Annotated in this window: 13 protein-coding genes and 1 pseudogene; 8 read left to right on the top strand and 6 right to left on the bottom strand. The window is 49.7% G+C overall.

All coding sequences use genetic code 11. The features are described from left to right. Nucleotide 1 precedes the first annotated feature (1 nt). The gene (locus SK36_RS20825; RefSeq protein WP_048223486.1) at nt 2-997 is read left to right on the top strand and encodes an acyltransferase; all 996 of its coding nucleotides are present in this window, start codon (nt 2-4) and stop codon (nt 995-997) included. On the opposite strand, the gene yiaB is transcribed toward SK36_RS20825, so the two are convergent. From yiaB to xylA, 3 genes are all read right to left on the bottom strand, one after another. Next, complete coding sequence (gene yiaB / locus SK36_RS20830; protein ID WP_045448707.1) at nt 994-1,359, bottom strand: inner membrane protein YiaB; 366 nt, start codon at nt 1,357-1,359, stop codon at nt 994-996. The two genes, SK36_RS20825 and yiaB, sit on opposite strands and share 4 nt — an antisense overlap. Nucleotides 1,360-1,527: 168 nt before the next feature. Beyond that, on the bottom strand, nt 1,528-2,982 hold the full coding sequence (gene xylB / locus SK36_RS20835) for a xylulokinase (protein WP_048223059.1): 1,455 nt from the start codon (nt 2,980-2,982) through the stop codon (nt 1,528-1,530). Between the two features lie 72 nt (nt 2,983-3,054). After that, nucleotides 3,055-4,377: a xylose isomerase gene (xylA, locus tag SK36_RS20840; protein ID WP_045448712.1), complete on the bottom strand. Its 1,323-nt coding sequence runs from the start codon at nt 4,375-4,377 to the stop codon at nt 3,055-3,057. 364 nt (nt 4,378-4,741) lie between these two features. Between xylA and xylF the strand changes: the two genes are divergently transcribed. The 4 genes from xylF to xylR all read left to right on the top strand — a co-directional run bounded on the left by xylF (nt 4,742) and on the right by xylR (nt 9,803). Then, a complete protein-coding gene (gene xylF / locus SK36_RS20845; protein ID WP_045448714.1) occupies nt 4,742-5,734 on the top strand; it encodes a D-xylose ABC transporter substrate-binding protein in 993 nt (330 codons plus the stop codon). Between the two features lie 109 nt (nt 5,735-5,843). Beyond that, nucleotides 5,844-7,385, top strand: a complete 1,542-nt coding sequence (locus tag SK36_RS20850; protein ID WP_048223063.1) for a xylose ABC transporter ATP-binding protein — start codon at nt 5,844-5,846, stop codon at nt 7,383-7,385. Next, a complete protein-coding gene (gene xylH / locus SK36_RS20855; protein ID WP_048223065.1) occupies nt 7,363-8,544 on the top strand; it encodes a xylose ABC transporter permease XylH in 1,182 nt (393 codons plus the stop codon). The genes SK36_RS20850 and xylH overlap by 23 nt, the downstream gene beginning before the upstream one ends. 80 nt (nt 8,545-8,624) lie before the next feature. Further along, nucleotides 8,625-9,803, top strand: coding sequence for a D-xylose utilization transcriptional activator XylR (xylR, locus tag SK36_RS20860; protein ID WP_045448719.1), 1,179 nt, complete (start codon nt 8,625-8,627; stop codon nt 9,801-9,803). 69 nt (nt 9,804-9,872) lie between these two features. Here xylR and SK36_RS20865 read toward each other — a convergent pair whose 3' ends face one another. After that, complete coding sequence (locus SK36_RS20865) at nt 9,873-10,697, bottom strand: protein bax (protein ID WP_045448721.1); 825 nt, start codon at nt 10,695-10,697, stop codon at nt 9,873-9,875. A 316-nt stretch (nt 10,698-11,013) separates the two neighbouring features. Here SK36_RS20865 and malS point away from each other — a divergent pair, with 316 nt between their 5' ends. Beyond that, nucleotides 11,014-13,044 (top strand): alpha-amylase, encoded by a 2,031-nt coding sequence (malS, locus tag SK36_RS20870; RefSeq protein ID WP_045449828.1) that lies wholly within the window; start codon nt 11,014-11,016, stop codon nt 13,042-13,044. A 176-nt stretch (nt 13,045-13,220) separates the two neighbouring features. Further along, nucleotides 13,221-14,471: a valine--pyruvate transaminase gene (gene avtA, locus SK36_RS20875; protein WP_048223067.1), complete on the top strand. Its 1,251-nt coding sequence runs from the start codon at nt 13,221-13,223 to the stop codon at nt 14,469-14,471. Between the two features lie 36 nt (nt 14,472-14,507). Here avtA and SK36_RS20880 read toward each other — a convergent pair whose 3' ends face one another. Further along, complete coding sequence (locus tag SK36_RS20880; protein ID WP_048223070.1) at nt 14,508-14,981, bottom strand: 4Fe-4S binding protein; 474 nt, start codon at nt 14,979-14,981, stop codon at nt 14,508-14,510. 207 nt (nt 14,982-15,188) lie between these two features. Between SK36_RS20880 and SK36_RS24120 the strand changes: the two are divergent. Then, nucleotides 15,189-15,287, top strand: a pseudogene (locus SK36_RS24120) (class II aldolase/adducin family protein); the annotation flags it as partial. Between the two features lie 108 nt (nt 15,288-15,395). On the opposite strand, the gene SK36_RS20885 reads toward SK36_RS24120, so the two are convergent. Then, a complete protein-coding gene (locus SK36_RS20885) occupies nt 15,396-16,136 on the bottom strand; it encodes a MipA/OmpV family protein (RefSeq protein WP_045448744.1) in 741 nt (246 codons plus the stop codon). Nucleotides 16,137-16,232: the final 96 nt, after the last annotated feature.

Below are 16,232 nucleotides of genomic sequence, written 5' to 3' on the forward strand. Positions count from 1 at the left end.
GATGCAGCCCAAAATTTTCTGGATTGATAACCTGCGAGGGATTGCCTGTTTAATGGTAGTTATGATTCATACCACTACCTGGTACATCACTAATGCGCAAATCGTCAGCCCAGTAAACTGGGATCTTGCCAATGTGCTAAATTCAGCCTCACGCGTCAGCGTACCGTTGTTTTTTATGATCTCGGGTTATCTCTTTTTTGGCGAGCGAAGTGCTCAGCCGCGACATTTTGTGCGTATCGCACTCTGCATTCTGTTTTACAGCTCCGTAGCACTGGCCTACATCCTGTTATTTACCTCAATCAATGCCAGGCTATCGCTAATAAATCTGTTGCAGAAACCGGTGTTCTATCACCTGTGGTTTTTCTTCGCCATCGCCGTCATCTATCTGGTATCACCACTGATTCAGGTGAAGAATATCAGCGGGAAAACGCTGCTGGCGCTAATGGTTGTACTTGGTGTCATTGCCAATCCCAACACCGTATCGCAAAAAATCAGCGGTTTTGAGTGGCTGCCCATCAACTTATACATCAACGGCGATACGTTCTATTACATTCTGTACGGCATGCTGGGGCGGGCAATTGGCATAATGGAGACGCAAAAACGCGCATTAACCTGGCTCAGTGCGTTACTGTGTCTCGTTAGCGTGGTTATTATTTCTCGGGGGACGTTGCATGAACTCCACTGGCGAGGCAATTTTGCCGATACCTGGTATCTCTATTGCGGTCCAATGGTATTTATTTGCGCTATATCACTGCTGACACTAATCAAAAATACGCTCAGCACGCGCACCATACCGGTACTTGGCCTTATTTCTCGCCATTCACTGGGTATTTATGGCTTCCATGCGCTGATCATTCATGCATTGCGCACGAATGGGATCGAGTTTAAAGCGTGGCCCCCGCTGGACATGCTGTGGATTTTTAGCGCCACCCTGGCAGGTTGCTTGCTGCTTTCCATACTGTTGCAACGAATAGATACGCGCAGACTGGTGAGTTAAGTCTCATCAGGTTGATCTTTTTTCAACGGACGCAACAGCAGGATCTGTCCCAGTAAACCCATTACGAATGCCGCCGGATACAGCCCCATTTCGACAGGTAATAACGGGGCATTCCATATTCCTACCAACAGTAATCCTGTTGTTATCAATGCCACCATCTGACATACAGAGGAAAAGCGTTCATCATTCTGATTAAGATTTTTAGCATGATGATAAGCATACGTAACGAACATCCCCGTCACCAACACACCCAAAAAATACCCTTTTCCACTCAACAGTGGGCATGCCCGCCATAAACCAACAATGTAAATAAGTGCGCCAGAAAGGAATAACATCCATGACCACAACCTCAAAGTCTTCATTGGGATCTCCTTATCCATCAGGGATGATGATATGAAGTACCCAAAGGAGATCACACAGGAAATAGTGCCAACGCTGAGATTTAAGAATTAATTCATACTCAATTTCTATTGTTTTGATTTAGTCATACAGAAGATTTATCCCCCTCTACTGAGCAGAGAGGGATAAGGTCAGGACATTAGCGGTAGCAATTGCTGGTAGATACGACGGAAGGTTTCGCGACGTTGCTGAAAGAGAGCATGGCGCTCTGCGTCAGGGTAATGCGACTGCTCCAGCACAAGCTGAGGCAGTAAATCAGATAATGGCTTCCGGGGGTTTATTGCAATTTGCGCCAAACGTGCCGCCCCCAAAGCAGGGCCGACATCGCCACCAGTACGGTAATCCAGTTGCAATCCACTGATATCAGACAGCATCTGTCGCCAGTATTCACTGCGCGCCCCACCACCAATCAACGTAATGCTGGCCGGTTTAACGCCGCAGGCATGCACCACATCCATCCCGTCTGCCAACGCAAAACCGACCCCTTCCAGAACAGCTTGAGCCAGTTCAGCCGGACCATGTTGATGGGCCAAACCAAAAAACACGCCCTTCGCCTGCGGGTTGTTGTGCGGCGTACGTTCACCGGACAGATAGGGTAAAAACCAGACAGGACCGGCGTTGTCATCCGCCTGTTGCGCCGCGCTAATCAGTGCCGGAACGTTCGCCAGCCCGGTTAATTTCACCGCCCAGTCAAGGCAGGACGCCGCGCTGAGCATAACCGACATCAGGTGCCAGCGCTCAGGTAAGGCGTGGCAAAAACTGTGCACCGCGCTTTCTGGTTTGCTGAGGAACCCATCACTGACCGCAAAATAGACACCAGAGGTACCCAGCGAGAGCATCGCCTGACCAGCATTCATCATGCCTACGCCAACCGCTCCCGCCGCGTTGTCACCACCGCCAGCAACGACCGGGACTTCCGACATTCCCCATGATTGGGCAACAGCAGGCAACAGTGTCCCGGTAATTTCGCTACCTTCATACAAAGCAGGCATATGCTCACGGGTCAGACCACATGCTTCCAGCATGACATCACTCCAGTCACGCTCCGCCACATCCAGCCACATCGTACCCGCCGCATCAGACATATCGCTGGCAAAATCACCGGTCATGCGCAGACGCAGATAATCTTTCGGTAACAGGACTTTCTCAGTCTGGCGGAAAATCTCCGGCTCATGGCGTTGAACCCACAGCAGTTTTGGCGCAGTAAAACCAGGCATCATCAGATTGCCCGTGATCTTACGGGACTGCGGAATCAGATTTTCCAGCATCACGCACTCTTCAGCGCAGCGTCCGTCATTCCACAAAATTGCCGGGCGTAATACCTTCTGTTGCTTATCAAGTAGTGTCGCACCGTGCATTTGTCCGGCAATCCCTAGCGCCTTCACCCCTCTGAGTGAATGTTGCTGAGACAGCGCTTTTACGGCGCGATCCGTTGCCAGCCACCACTGTTCAGGATCCTGCTCCGACCATAACGGATGAGGACGTGAGACCGTGAGCTTCTCCGCTTGTGAGGCCACCACATCACCCTGCTCGTTCAGCAGGATTACCTTTACGCCTGATGTACCAAGATCTATCCCGATATACATAGGGTATCTTTCCTTAAAGAAATGCCCGGTAGCGCAAAGCTATCCGGGCTTACGCACGCTCTCAGAGGCCTGTTATTTGTCGAACAAATACTGGTTTACCAGATTTTCCAGCAGTTCCTGATGACCGCTTTGGTGCACTGGTGCCAGGTTATGTTGTTCAGCGTACTGCGCAATTTCCGTTAACGTCATCTGACCTTTCAGAATTTGCTGGCCCAGCTCACTATTCCAACCGGCATAGCGTTTTGCCACTCGCTGATCCAGACCACCGTCTTCAATCATACGGGCCGCGACTTTCAGCGACAGCGCCATGGTATCCATAGCACCAATATGCCCATAGAACAGATCGTATTTATCGGTGCTCTGGCGACGTACTTTGGCATCAAAGTTCAGACCGCCGGTGGTGAAGCCACCTGCTTTCAGGATTTCGTACATCACCAGCGCATTCTCTTCCACGCTGTTCGGGAACTGGTCAGTATCCCAGCCCAGTTGCGCGTCACCGCGGTTTGCATCGACAGAGCCAAACAGACCAAGGGCGATAGCGGTGGCGATCTCATGATGGAATGAGTGACCCGCCAGTGTGGCGTGGTTTGCTTCGATATTCAGTTTGATCTCTTTTTCCAGACCGAACTGCTTCAGGAAGCCATAAACAGTCGCTGCATCGTAATCGTACTGGTGTTTTGTTGGTTCCTGCGGCTTCGGTTCGATCAGCAGCGTCCCCTGAAAACCAGTTTTGTGTTTGTGCTCCACCACCAGTTGCATAAAGCGTCCAATCTGCTCGCGTTCCTGACGCAGATCGGTATTCAGCAGCGTTTCATAACCTTCACGACCGCCCCACAGGACATAGTTCTCGCCGCCTAATTTATGCGTGGCATCCATGGCAGTCACGACCTGCGTGGCCGCCCAACTGAAAACTTCCGGGTCCGGATTAGTGGCCGCGCCTGCGCCGTAACGCGGGTTAGTAAAGCAGTTTGCCGTACCCCACAGCAGTTTTACACCGCTCTGTTCCTGTTTTTCCGCCAGAACATCAACCATCTGGGCAAAGTTGTTTTTATACTCTTTCAGCGAGGCGCCTTCAGGTGAGACGTCAACATCGTGGAAACAGTAGTAAGGCACGTTCAGTTTGTGGAAAAACTCAAATGCCACATCCGCTTTCCGCTTCGCTAATTCCAGCGCTTCACCAGGCTGTTGCCACGGGCGATTAAACGCGCCAACGCCAAACATATCGGCACCATTCCAGCAAAAGGTATGCCAGTAGCAGGCCGCAAATCGCAAATGATCTTCCATGCGCTTACCCAACACAATTTCATCTGGGTTGTAGTGGCGGAATGCTAATGGATTGGTTGATTTAGTGCCTTCATAACGAACACGATCAAGCTGGTCAAAATAGGCTTGCATAATGAGCTCCATAATCAGGTAATGCGGCGGGTGATTGATAATGTCGTAATATTGGGCACTCCCCACATATTGCTCAATTATGTTATTTCACACTGCTATTGAGATAATTCACAAGTGTGCGCCACTTCTCAAAATAAAAACCTTCAATTAAAAAAACGTTACTTATCAAAGATAAATGTAATCATGCTGGTCAATCATTTAAAATAAGATCCCGGTCATAAATTAGAAAATAAACCAAAAAACGTAACTGGAAGATAAAAATCTATAATTGCCTTCTGTGCATTACCTGTTAAAAATCTGCTACGTCTTACGCTGTGATTGTTACTTTTACTGTTGTCTATCCCCTACAAAAGGCATCACGATTATGAAGATGAAAAATATTTTACTCACTGTCTGTACCTCTCTTTTACTCACCAGCGTCGCAGGTCATGCCAAAGAAGTTAAAATCGGTATGGCAATTGATGATCTCCGTCTGGAACGCTGGCAGAAAGACCGCGATATTTTCGTCAGCAAAGCTGAATCTCTCGGGGCGAAAGTATTTGTGCAATCGGCGAATGGTAATGAAGAAACCCAAATGTCGCAGATTGAAAACATGATCAACCGAGGCGTTGATGTCCTTGTGATAATCCCTTACAACGGCCAGGTATTAAGTAACGTTATCAAAGAAGCAAAACAAGAAGGGATAAAAGTACTGGCTTACGATCGCATGATCAATGATGCCGATATCGACTTTTATATCTCTTTTGATAATGAAAAGGTCGGAGAATTACAGGCTCAATCATTAGTCAATATCGTACCACAAGGAAATTATTTTCTGATGGGCGGTTCACCAGTCGATAATAATGCGAAACTGTTCCGTGCCGGACAAATGAAAGTATTAAAACCGTATATCGACAGCGGAAAAATTAAGGTTGTGGGCGATCAGTGGGTTGACGGTTGGTTACCTGAAAATGCCTTAAAGATTATGGAAAATGCGTTAACCGCCAACAATAACAAAATTGATGCAGTGGTTGCCTCAAATGACGCAACGGCTGGCGGTGCGATCCAGGCGCTGAGCGCACAAGGGTTATCAGGAAAAGTCGCTATTTCCGGACAGGATGCAGACCTTGCAGGTATCAAACGCATCGTTGCCGGAACACAAACGATGACAGTTTATAAACCCATTACTCTGCTCGCTAATACTGCCGCAGAGATCGCAGTCGAACTCGGAAATGACCAACAGCCAAAAGCTGATTCCACGCTGAATAATGGCCTGAAAGATGTTCCTTCCCGGCTACTAACGCCAATTGACGTGAACAAAGACAATATTAACGAGACAGTCATCAAAGACGGATTCCACAAGAAAAGCGATCTATAAGCGTTATGCCCTCTGCAAAATCGGAGGGCAACAAACGTGGTTTCAAAATAGCCACGGGTATACGTGAACGTCCACGCAGGGTTCTCTTATTGGCTTATGTGGAGCAGTTATGCCATATCTTCTTGAAATGAAAAACATTACCAAGACATTCGGCGTAGTGAAGGCTGTTGATAACGTTAGCCTCAGGGTGAATGCTGGCGAAATCGTTTCACTATGCGGTGAAAATGGTTCAGGTAAATCGACATTAATGAAAGTGCTGTGTGGTATTTATCCACATGGAACCTACGAAGGCGATATCATTTTTTCCGGCGAAACCATAAGGGCCAGCCATATTCGTGATACCGAACGCAAGGGTATTGCAATTATTCACCAGGAATTAGCACTGGTTAAAGATCTGACCGTTCTGGAAAATATCTTCCTAGGCAGCGAAATCACCCTTAACGGTGTTCTTGATTACGACATGATGACGCTACGCTGCCAAAAATTACTCGCTCAGGTCAGTTTGTCTATCTCACCAGATACGCGCGTGGGCGATTTAGGTTTAGGCCAACAACAGTTGGTTGAAATTGCTAAGGCGCTGAATAAGCAAGTTCGGTTGCTTATTCTGGATGAACCTACCGCCTCGCTCACCGAGCAAGAAACCGCAATACTGCTGAATATCATACGTGACCTGCAGCAGCATGATATTGCCTGCATTTACATTTCACACAAACTGAATGAGGTTAAAGCCATATCAAATACCATTTGCGTTATTCGCGATGGTCAACACATCGGCACGCGCGATGCCACCAGCATGAGTGAAGACGATATTATCACCATGATGGTAGGCCGTGAGCTCACTGCGCTTTATCCCAGCGAGCCTCATACGGCGGGAGAAGAGATTTTACGGGTTGAACACCTGACCGCCTGGCATCCCGTAAATCGTCATATAAAGCGCGTCAACGATATTTCTTTCTCACTCAAGCGTGGTGAAATTTTGGGCATTGCCGGGCTGGTCGGCGCCGGACGCACCGAAGCCGTACAGTGTCTGTTTGGCGTCTGGCCGGGTCGCTGGGAAGGTAAGATATTTATCGAAGGCACTCAGGTGAATATCCGTAATTGCCAGCAAGCGATTGCTCAAGGTATTGCCATGGTGCCCGAAGACAGAAAAAGAGATGGCATTGTTCCGGTGATGGCGGTGGGAAAAAATATCACGCTGGCTGCGCTCGATAAATTTACCGGGGGTATGAGCCATCTTGATGATGCCGCAGAACAAAAATGTATTCTGGAGTCTCTTCAACAGCTCAAAGTGAAAACATCATCTCCCGACCTTGCGATCGGGCGTCTGAGCGGAGGTAACCAGCAAAAAGCGATACTCGCCCGTTGCCTCCTGCTAAATCCCCGAATCCTCATTCTTGATGAACCCACCAGGGGAATTGATATCGGTGCCAAATATGAGATCTACAAACTGATCAATCAGCTCGTTCAGGAAGGGATCGCCGTGATTGTCATCTCTTCTGAATTGCCTGAAGTTCTCGGACTGAGCGATCGCATCCTGGTGATGCATGAAGGAAAACTGAAAGCTAACCTGGTAAATCATAACCTGACTCAGGAGCAGGTGATGGAAGCCGCATTAAGGAGCGAACATCATGTCGAAAAACAATCCGTCTGACGCGAAACTTTCAGCCCCACAGGCAAGCGGTTTCCCCGCAATTAAATCGCTTAACTTACAAGTCTTCGTCATGATTGCGGCAATCATCGTGATTATGCTGTTCTTCACCTGGACCACGGACGGTGCTTACCTGAGCGCACGTAACGTCTCTAACCTGCTGAGACAGACCGCGATTACCGGCATTCTTGCCGTTGGTATGGTGTTCGTGATTATTTCCGCCGAAATCGACCTTTCAGTTGGTTCAATGATGGGGTTGCTGGGCGGTGTAGCGGCGATCTGTGACGTCTGGTTAGGCTGGCCGCTACCACTGACTGTGATCGTCACGCTGGTTCTGGGCTTACTCCTCGGTGCATGGAATGGATGGTGGGTAGCCTACCGCAAGGTACCGTCGTTTATTGTTACCCTCGCGGGTATGCTGGCGTTCCGCGGTATTCTTATTGGGATAACCAACGGGACAACGGTATCACCCACCAGCGCTGCAATGTCTCAGATTGGTCAGAGCTACTTGTCCGACGGCACAGGCTTTATCATCGGCGCTCTCGGTTTAATGGCGTTTATTGGCTGGCAGTGGCGCGGGCGTATGCGTCGTCAGGCTTTAGGTCTTGAATCTCCCGCATCAACGTCGGTTGTGGGTCGCCAGGCATTAACCGCCATTATCGTATTAGGGGCAATCTGGCTATTGAATGATTATCGCGGTGTCCCTACTCCCGTGCTACTGCTGACGTTGCTGTTGCTCGGGGGGATGTTTATGGCAACACGAACCGCATTTGGTCGGCGGATCTACGCGATTGGTGGCAACCTGGAAGCCGCCCGCCTTTCCGGCATCAACGTTGAGCGCACCAAACTGGCCGTCTTTGCCATTAACGGTTTGATGGTTGCCATTGCCGGGTTAATTCTTAGCTCGCGACTTGGTGCAGGCTCTCCTTCTGCCGGAAACATTGCCGAGCTGGACGCCATTGCCGCATGTGTGATTGGAGGAACCAGCCTGGCGGGAGGGATCGGAAGTGTTGCCGGTGCCGTCATGGGCGCATTTATTATGGCATCTCTGGATAATGGAATGAGTATGATGGATGTTCCCACCTTCTGGCAGTATATAGTGAAAGGGGCGATTTTATTGCTGGCGGTATGGATGGATTCAGCAACTAAACGCCGCGCCTGAATTTAAGAAGTGGGTGAGTCGCAATGCCGGTTAATGCAACCGGCATTGTCTTTTCTACATGATTCAGCAGGAAAAGAACCATGTTTGATAAACGTCATCGCATCACGCTGTTATTTAATGCCAATAAAGCTTACGACCGCCAGGTTGTTGAGGGTGTGGGCGAGTATTTACAAGCATCACAATCAGAGTGGGATATCTTTATTGAGGAAGATTTTCGTGCTCGCATTGATAACATCAAAGAGTGGTTAGGGGATGGCGTCATCGCCGACTACGACGACGATGACATCGCGCAACTGCTTGCTGACGTCGACGTTCCCATTATCGGTGTCGGTGGCTCCTACCATCTTCCTGAGCATTATCCACCAGTCCATTACATCGCCACCGATAACCATGCTCTGGTAGAAAGCGCCTTTCTGCACCTGAAAGAAAAAGGGATTAACCGCTTTGCGTTCTATGGCCTCCCCGCCTCCAGCGGCAAGCGCTGGGCCGCAGAACGTGAATATGCGTTTTGCCAGTTGGTTGCAGAAGAGAAATACCGTGGCGTAGTGTATCAGGGCCTGGAAACTGCACCTGAATACTGGCAGCACGCTCAAAACCGGCTGGCGGACTGGCTACAAACCCTGCCGCCACATACCGGTATTATTGCCGTCACAGATGCGCGTGCTCGACATGTTCTACAGGCCTGCGAGCATCTGCACATCCCGGTACCAGAAAAGCTGTGTGTCATTGGTATTGATAACGAAGAACTGACCCGCTACCTGTCGCGGGTGGCATTGTCATCTGTTGCGCAGGGGGCAAGACAAATGGGGTATCAGGCAGCCAAACTACTGCACCGACTGCTGGCCAACGAAGAGATGCCTCTACAGCGCATCCTGGTCCCTCCCGTGCGCGTTGTTGAGCGTCAGTCTACAGACTATCGATCCCTCACCGACCCTGCTGTCATCCAGGCCATGCATTACATTCGCAATCATGCCTGTAAAGGAATCAAGGTTGATCAGGTGCTGGACTCTGTTGGGATTTCGCGTTCGAATCTGGAGAAGCGGTTTAAAGAGGAGGTCGGAGAGACCATTCATGCCGTGATCCACGCTGAAAAGCTGGAAAAAGCACGCAGCCTGTTAATTTCCACTACATTATCAATAAACGAGATTTCGCAGATGTGCGGCTATCCGTCCTTGCAGTACTTCTATTCTGTCTTCAAGAAGGAGTACGACACAACGCCGAAAGAGTACCGCGATCGATACAGTGAGGTATTGTTGTAGTCGTGCCAGAGGAGGCTGAGCTTAACAGGTCTACGCATTCACCACGCAGGCCTGTTAAAGCAAAGCTGCTTACATATGCGCAGCGATTAAGCGCTGATTATCCTGGTACATAGCGAACAGATAGTTATTGTAGCTCTGCCCTTTAGTGGAATAACCCTTCAGCTTATGGATCATCGCGGTTGCCGTAACTTCCTGATCGGCTTTACGCAACTGAGCGCGAGATTTACGGAAGGAAGAGTAAGCAGGATGCGTATTCAGGTTAATGACATAGGCATTTACCGACTCTTTCACCGATTCAAACTGTGAGTAACCTTTCACCTTACCCGGTGCATTATTACAACGACCTTTGCCGCATTTCATGCCAAACAGGTTGTTATTGCTACGTGCCAGCTTAGACGTTCCCCAGCCACTTTCTGCTGCGGCCATCGTTGCCACCATGCTGGTTGGGATAATGTCTACACGCTCAAGCAGCGTATTCCACGGAATTTTACGCGTGTTACCAGACCAGTTCACCTTGTAACGTTTGGCGATATCTTTCATACGCGCACGTTCAGTCGGCGACCAGCGATTCTGGTACTGCTTTGAAATCAGCCAGTTACGTTCAGCAGTAATGGCAGCATTTTGACTGGTAATAAAAGGCATAACCGTCCGGAGAAACGCTTTTTTTCTAGGTGTTCCGGAAGGGTATTTTCGCAAATCAGGAAGTGAACTGCTCTTTGCACTATTGCGAGAATACTCTTGTTTACTGCTTACCTGTTTAATACTTGTCTTGGTTATGTGGGACTTCTGACTCGTTGTCGTCGTGTGCGTCTTTGCCAGCACCTCACCCGAAAATGCAATGGTGAGTAACATGAGAATCATTGCCCCATATCGTCGAATGGGAGTCAATATCATTAGGTCTCCTGGTCGGATTTATACATTCCAACACCTTATATTTTTCACAAAAATGAGAGATGAATCTCAAATCATATCAAAAATAGCCGTCAAGAGCACCCAAAGGAATAGTCCAATTCTGAAACTATGTCACGCACTAGCGGTTAAGATTGTCATTAATTCGAAGAAAATGTGGTGGTTATCGCAAAATACGTGCGTTTTTTGCACTTGATCGCTCACCCTCACTCCTCATCCTGACGGAATGCGCTCAAGGGATGAGTTTCTGGCCCCATTTCACTGGCAAACTGGCGAAAATCGCAGCATCAAGGACAGCATTATGAAAATGGCCGCCGTTGCGCTGGCACTCTTGCCCGGCATTACAATCGCCTCAACATGGACTGCTCAAGGCTTCCCTGTTTTCGAAACAGAAGGTACGGGTAAGTTTGTCAGCCATGCAGCGTTGACGAAGGGTACTCGTCCTTTAATCCTAAATTTTGACCAACAGTGCTGGCAGCCAGCCAATACCATAAAACTCAACCAGATGCTGTCACTGAAACCCTGTGAGGGCACACCACCACAGTGGCGTTTATTCAAAGACGGCAATTACACGCTGGAAGTTGATACCCGTTCCGGAACACCGACGCTGATGCTCTCGGTAAAAAACGCTGCAAAACCCATCACCGCTCAGATTCAACAATGTCCAAAATGGAATGGTTCGCCGCTGACGCTGGACGTAAGCCAGACCTTTCCTGAAGACACCGTCGTACGCGATTACTACAGTCAGCAAACAGCTACCGTAAAAAACGGGCAGATTACATTGCAGCCTGCCGCAACCAGCAACGGCCTGTTACTGCTCGAGAGAGCAGAAACGAACGCACCCGCCGCATTCGACTGGCATAACGCCACGGTCTATTTCGTGCTGACGGATCGCTTTCAGAACGGCGACCCAACCAACGACTACAGCTACGGTCGCCATAAAGATGATATGCAGGAAATTGGGACGTTTCACGGTGGCGACTTACGCGGCCTCACCAGCAAACTGGAATATCTGCAACAGTTAGGGATCAATGCTCTATGGATCAGCGCACCATTTGAGCAAATCCACGGTTGGGTTGGTGGCGGCACAAAAGGAGATTTTCCCCACTACGCTTATCACGGCTATTACACCCAGGACTGGACCACACTTGACGCCAATATGGGCAACGAAGCAGATCTGCGCGCACTGGTGGATGGCGCACATCAACGCGGCATCCGTATTTTGTTCGATGTCGTCATGAACCACACCGGTTACGCCACGCTTGCGGATATGCAGGAATATCAATTTGGCGCATTGTACTTATCAGGTGATGAGCTAAAAAAAACGCTCGGGGAACGCTGGACGGACTGGAAGCCTGCCGCCGGGCAAAGCTGGCACAGCTTTAATGACTACATTAATTTCAGCGATAAAGCCGCATGGGAAAAATGGTGGGGGAAAAACTGGATCCGCACCGACATTGGCAACTACGACAACCCGGGTTTTGACGACCTGACCATGTCACTGGCCTTCCTGCCCGATCTTAAAACTGAATCCACCACACCTTCCGGCTTGCCGGTGTTCTACAAAAACAAACCAGACACTCGCGCCAAAGCTATCGCGGACTATACGCCACGGGATTATTTGACCCACTGGCTCAGTCAGTGGGTACGAGACTACGGTATTGACGGATTCCGGATCGATACAGCCAAGCACGTCGAACTTCCCGCCTGGCAGCAACTGAAAACACAGGCCAGCGCAGCGTTGGTTGAATGGAAGCACGCTAACCCTGACAAAGCGCTGGATGATAAATCCTTCTGGATGACTGGCGAGGCATGGGGACACGGCGTCATGCAAAGTGATTATTACCGCCACGGCTTCGATGCAATGATTAATTTTGATTACCAGGAGCAGGCAGCCAAAGCTGTCGACTGCCTGGCCAATATGGATCTCACCTGGCAGCAGATGGCGGAAAAATTGCAGAGTTTCAATGTACTCAGCTATCTTTCATCGCACGATACGCGTCTGTTCCGCGAAGGTGGGGATAAAGCCGCCGAGCTGTTGCTGCTGGCTCCGGGGGCAGTACAACTCTTCTATGGTGACGAATCCGCCCGTCCTTTTGGACCAACCGGTTCTGATCCATTGCAAGGCACGCGCTCAGATATGAACTGGCAGGACATTAACGGGAAATCAGCCGCCAACGTCGCACACTGGCAGCGAATCAGTCAGTTCAGAGCCAGACATCCTGCCATCGGCGCAGGAAAACAAACCACGCTCACATTACAGCAGGGATATGGATTTATACGCGAACATGGCGACGATAAAGTGATGGTTGTTTGGGCAGGCCAGCCCTGATCCCACCGAGCTTCCCGTACCGGATAGTGCGGGAAGCCGGATGCAATATAAAAAACCAGCCATTCAAAAATCTGCAGCACAAAACATCAATTCGGACTTCGGGACCTGATTTGCACCCTGCCATAGGGAGCGTTATGGTTAGCCACTTTAATACTGAGTTCGACAGACCACCTGCTATGACATTCTCACTTTTTGGCGACAAATTTACCCGCCATTCAGGCATCACACGCCTGATGGAGGACCTCAACGACGGTTTACGTACCCCCGGTGCCATCATGCTCGGCGGCGGCAATCCGGCGCAAATCCCGGAGATGCAGGATTACTTCCAGACTCTGCTGGCAGAGATGCTGGAAAACGGCAAAGTCACTGATGCGCTTTGCAATTATGACGGTCCACAAGGTAAAACCGAGCTACTGTCTGAGCTGGCGAAACTGCTGCGCGAACAACTGGGCTGGGATATCGAACCACAAAATATTGCACTGACAAATGGCAGTCAGAGCGCGTTTTTCTACTTATTCAATCTCTTCGCAGGACGCCGCGCTGACGGAACCACCCGAAAAGTGTTATTCCCCCTGGCACCGGAATATATTGGCTACGCTGATTCAGGGCTGGAAGAGGAGCTCTTCGTGTCGGCACGGCCGAACATTGAGCTGTTACCGGAAGGCCAGTTCAAGTATCACGTTGATTTTGAACACCTGCACATTGGTGAAGAGACAGGCATGATTTGCGTGTCGCGTCCAACCAACCCCACTGGTAATGTGATCACTGACGAAGAGTTGATGAAACTGGATCGTCTGGCCAACCAGCACGGTATCCCGTTGGTGATTGATAACGCCTATGGCGTCCCGTTCCCCGGTATCATTTTTAGCGAAGCACGCCCGCTGTGGAACCCAAACATTGTGCTGTGCATGAGCCTTTCCAAGCTCGGCCTGCCAGGCTCCCGCTGCGGCATTATTATCGCTAATGAGAAAATCATCACCGCCATCACCAATATGAACGGCATTATCAGCCTGGCGCCTGGCGGTATGGGACCGGCGATCATGTGCGAGATGATTAAGCACAACGATCTGCTACGTCTGTCAGAGACCGTTATCAAGCCGTTTTATTATCAGCGCGTTCAGGAGACAATTGCGATCATTCGTCGCTATTTATCCGAAGATCGCTGCCTGATTCATAAACCAGAAGGGGCAATTTTCCTGTGGTTGTGGTTTAAGGATTTACCGATCTCCACCGAACTGCTGTATCAACGCCTCAAAGCGCGCGGTGTCCTGATGGTTCCCGGCGATTACTTCTTCCCGGGGTTGGATAAGCCCTGGCCACATACCCATCAGTGCATGCGGATGAACTACGTTCCGGATCCGGAAAAAATCGAGGCTGGCGTGAAAATTCTGGCAGAAGAGATCGAACGCGCCTGGCTTGAAGGCTGACAGAAAACCCGACCGGAATACAGGTCGGGCTTCGCATTACAACGGCTGGGAACGCAGACGCTGCTGCTGAATCTTATTGGCATCCATACACTGCAACGCACTGGTTGGGCAGGCTTCAACACACGCCGGGCCAGCTTCACGATGCCAGCACAGATCGCATTTAATCGCCTGCACCCGTAACGTATGCGCGACAACATTCATCGCCCCGAACGGGCAGGCCAGCATGCAGCTTTTACAGCCGATACAACGTTCCTGTTCTACGAAGATATGCCCATGTTCGCGACGAATAGCGTGAGTTGGGCAGACATTGGCACAGGGAGCATCTTCACATTGATGACAGGCGACCGCAGTGGTAAATGCGTTGTCTTTAATGACCTGAATGCGTGGGACAAACGCGTCGGAGGAGATCGTCGCACAATCCTGGTTTTCCTGATGAGATACCACACAGGCAACTTCGCAGGTTCGACACCCAATACATTTCGCTGCATCAGCCATAATAAACCGGTTCATTGCCCCCTCCCTCTGCGTTAAAACCACAGAGTGCCAGAGAGCGCGCCCCGGCTGCCTTGATCAGACAGGGGAATCGGTTAAATTTTGTCAGGTGCCTGAACGACTATGGGTAAACGCCTAATCGCGAACGGTAAAGCCCATCGCTGAGTAATACAGCGGCATATGCTGGCGATATAAGCGCGGGTAAGCAGAATACAGGTCCCGGCGGCGGTATTAGTGCATTCGCACGGGCCGTTTGCCTGGGGTAAAAATGCTGCTGACGCCGTACATAACGCCGTGGTTCTTGAGGAATGCGCCTATTACGGACGCTGCAATCATATAGCTGTAATAATATGACGGATGGCGACTGTTAGTGCTATCCGTCAAAGCATCATGAAAAGATTACCCTCTTCCGTGAGGGCAAACGGGTGAGAATCAGAAACGCCAGCTCACCCCTGACAGGAAAGTGAAGCTGTCGTCGCGATCGACCATTGGGCTATTCTTAATATCGTCTGGTAGCACGCTATAATTGGCGCTGGCCAGCAACGTCAGGTTTGTGGTTAACGCATATTTTGCGGACAGGCCGACATAAGGTGTCCAGCTATCGCCAGGGGAAAAGCTTGATAACCCGCTACGGCGAGATTCACTGCCAGACACGCCGTAGTAATATTCGTTGAAATTCTCGTCATAGTAGAGAACGCCAATGGCCGGGGTGAGCGTCAGTCTGTCCATCGGCATTTGGCGGAACAGAGACACTTCTCCAATCCAGCCATTGCTGTTGTCCAGAACATCCGCTGCAGCAGAAACTTTTACGCTGCCCCAATTCTCATGGTGATACCACGCAGCCCCTGCCATCGCAGTACTGTCGCGCTTGTCCAGTTGCTTCATAGCATGATCATCGTTATCAGCAGGATCAAACTCAAGCGGCATCCATGAGGCAGTAATGCTAAATTCATTACTTTTACTCTTGGACAGAATATAGCCTAACGTTGTTTGTCTAAAATAGAATGATTCACTTTCATAACTGACAAGCGGTACTGCGTGAACATTATCATTATATCCACGATAAGGAGATTCATTATATACAGCCCCACCGCCAATAGAAAATTCTGCGGCTGTTGCACTAGCCATAAAAGAAAAGGCAAATAGCGCCACAATATTGCGTTTAATTAACATGCCAACATTCCATTTTAAAATAAGCTACAAAGCGCCAGCATAATAATGCTTACAATTTCATCAGTGCAAGATTCATATTTATATAGTAATATATAA

Source organism: Citrobacter sp. MGH106 (assembly GCF_001037495.1).
Classification (GTDB): domain Bacteria; phylum Pseudomonadota; class Gammaproteobacteria; order Enterobacterales; family Enterobacteriaceae; genus Citrobacter; species Citrobacter murliniae.

Excerpts from the sequence above, each read along its gene's own strand:
- SK36_RS20825 (WP_048223486.1), top strand. The coding sequence starts at position 2 with ATGCAGCCCAAAATTTTCTGGATTGATAACCTGCGAGGGATTGCCTGT.
- yiaB (WP_045448707.1), bottom strand. The coding sequence starts at position 1,359 with ATGAAGACTTTGAGGTTGTGGTCATGGATGTTATTCCTTTCTGGCGCA.
- xylB (WP_048223059.1), bottom strand. The coding sequence starts at position 2,982 with ATGTATATCGGGATAGATCTTGGTACATCAGGCGTAAAGGTAATCCTG.
- xylA (WP_045448712.1), bottom strand. The coding sequence starts at position 4,377 with ATGCAAGCCTATTTTGACCAGCTTGATCGTGTTCGTTATGAAGGCACT.
- xylF (WP_045448714.1), top strand. The coding sequence starts at position 4,742 with ATGAAGATGAAAAATATTTTACTCACTGTCTGTACCTCTCTTTTACTC.
- SK36_RS20850 (WP_048223063.1), top strand. The coding sequence starts at position 5,844 with ATGCCATATCTTCTTGAAATGAAAAACATTACCAAGACATTCGGCGTA.
- xylH (WP_048223065.1), top strand. The coding sequence starts at position 7,363 with ATGTCGAAAAACAATCCGTCTGACGCGAAACTTTCAGCCCCACAGGCA.
- xylR (WP_045448719.1), top strand. The coding sequence starts at position 8,625 with ATGTTTGATAAACGTCATCGCATCACGCTGTTATTTAATGCCAATAAA.
- SK36_RS20865 (WP_045448721.1), bottom strand. The coding sequence starts at position 10,697 with ATGATATTGACTCCCATTCGACGATATGGGGCAATGATTCTCATGTTA.
- malS (WP_045449828.1), top strand. The coding sequence starts at position 11,014 with ATGAAAATGGCCGCCGTTGCGCTGGCACTCTTGCCCGGCATTACAATC.
- avtA (WP_048223067.1), top strand. The coding sequence starts at position 13,221 with ATGACATTCTCACTTTTTGGCGACAAATTTACCCGCCATTCAGGCATC.
- SK36_RS20880 (WP_048223070.1), bottom strand. The coding sequence starts at position 14,981 with ATGAACCGGTTTATTATGGCTGATGCAGCGAAATGTATTGGGTGTCGA.
- SK36_RS20885 (WP_045448744.1), bottom strand. The coding sequence starts at position 16,136 with ATGTTAATTAAACGCAATATTGTGGCGCTATTTGCCTTTTCTTTTATG.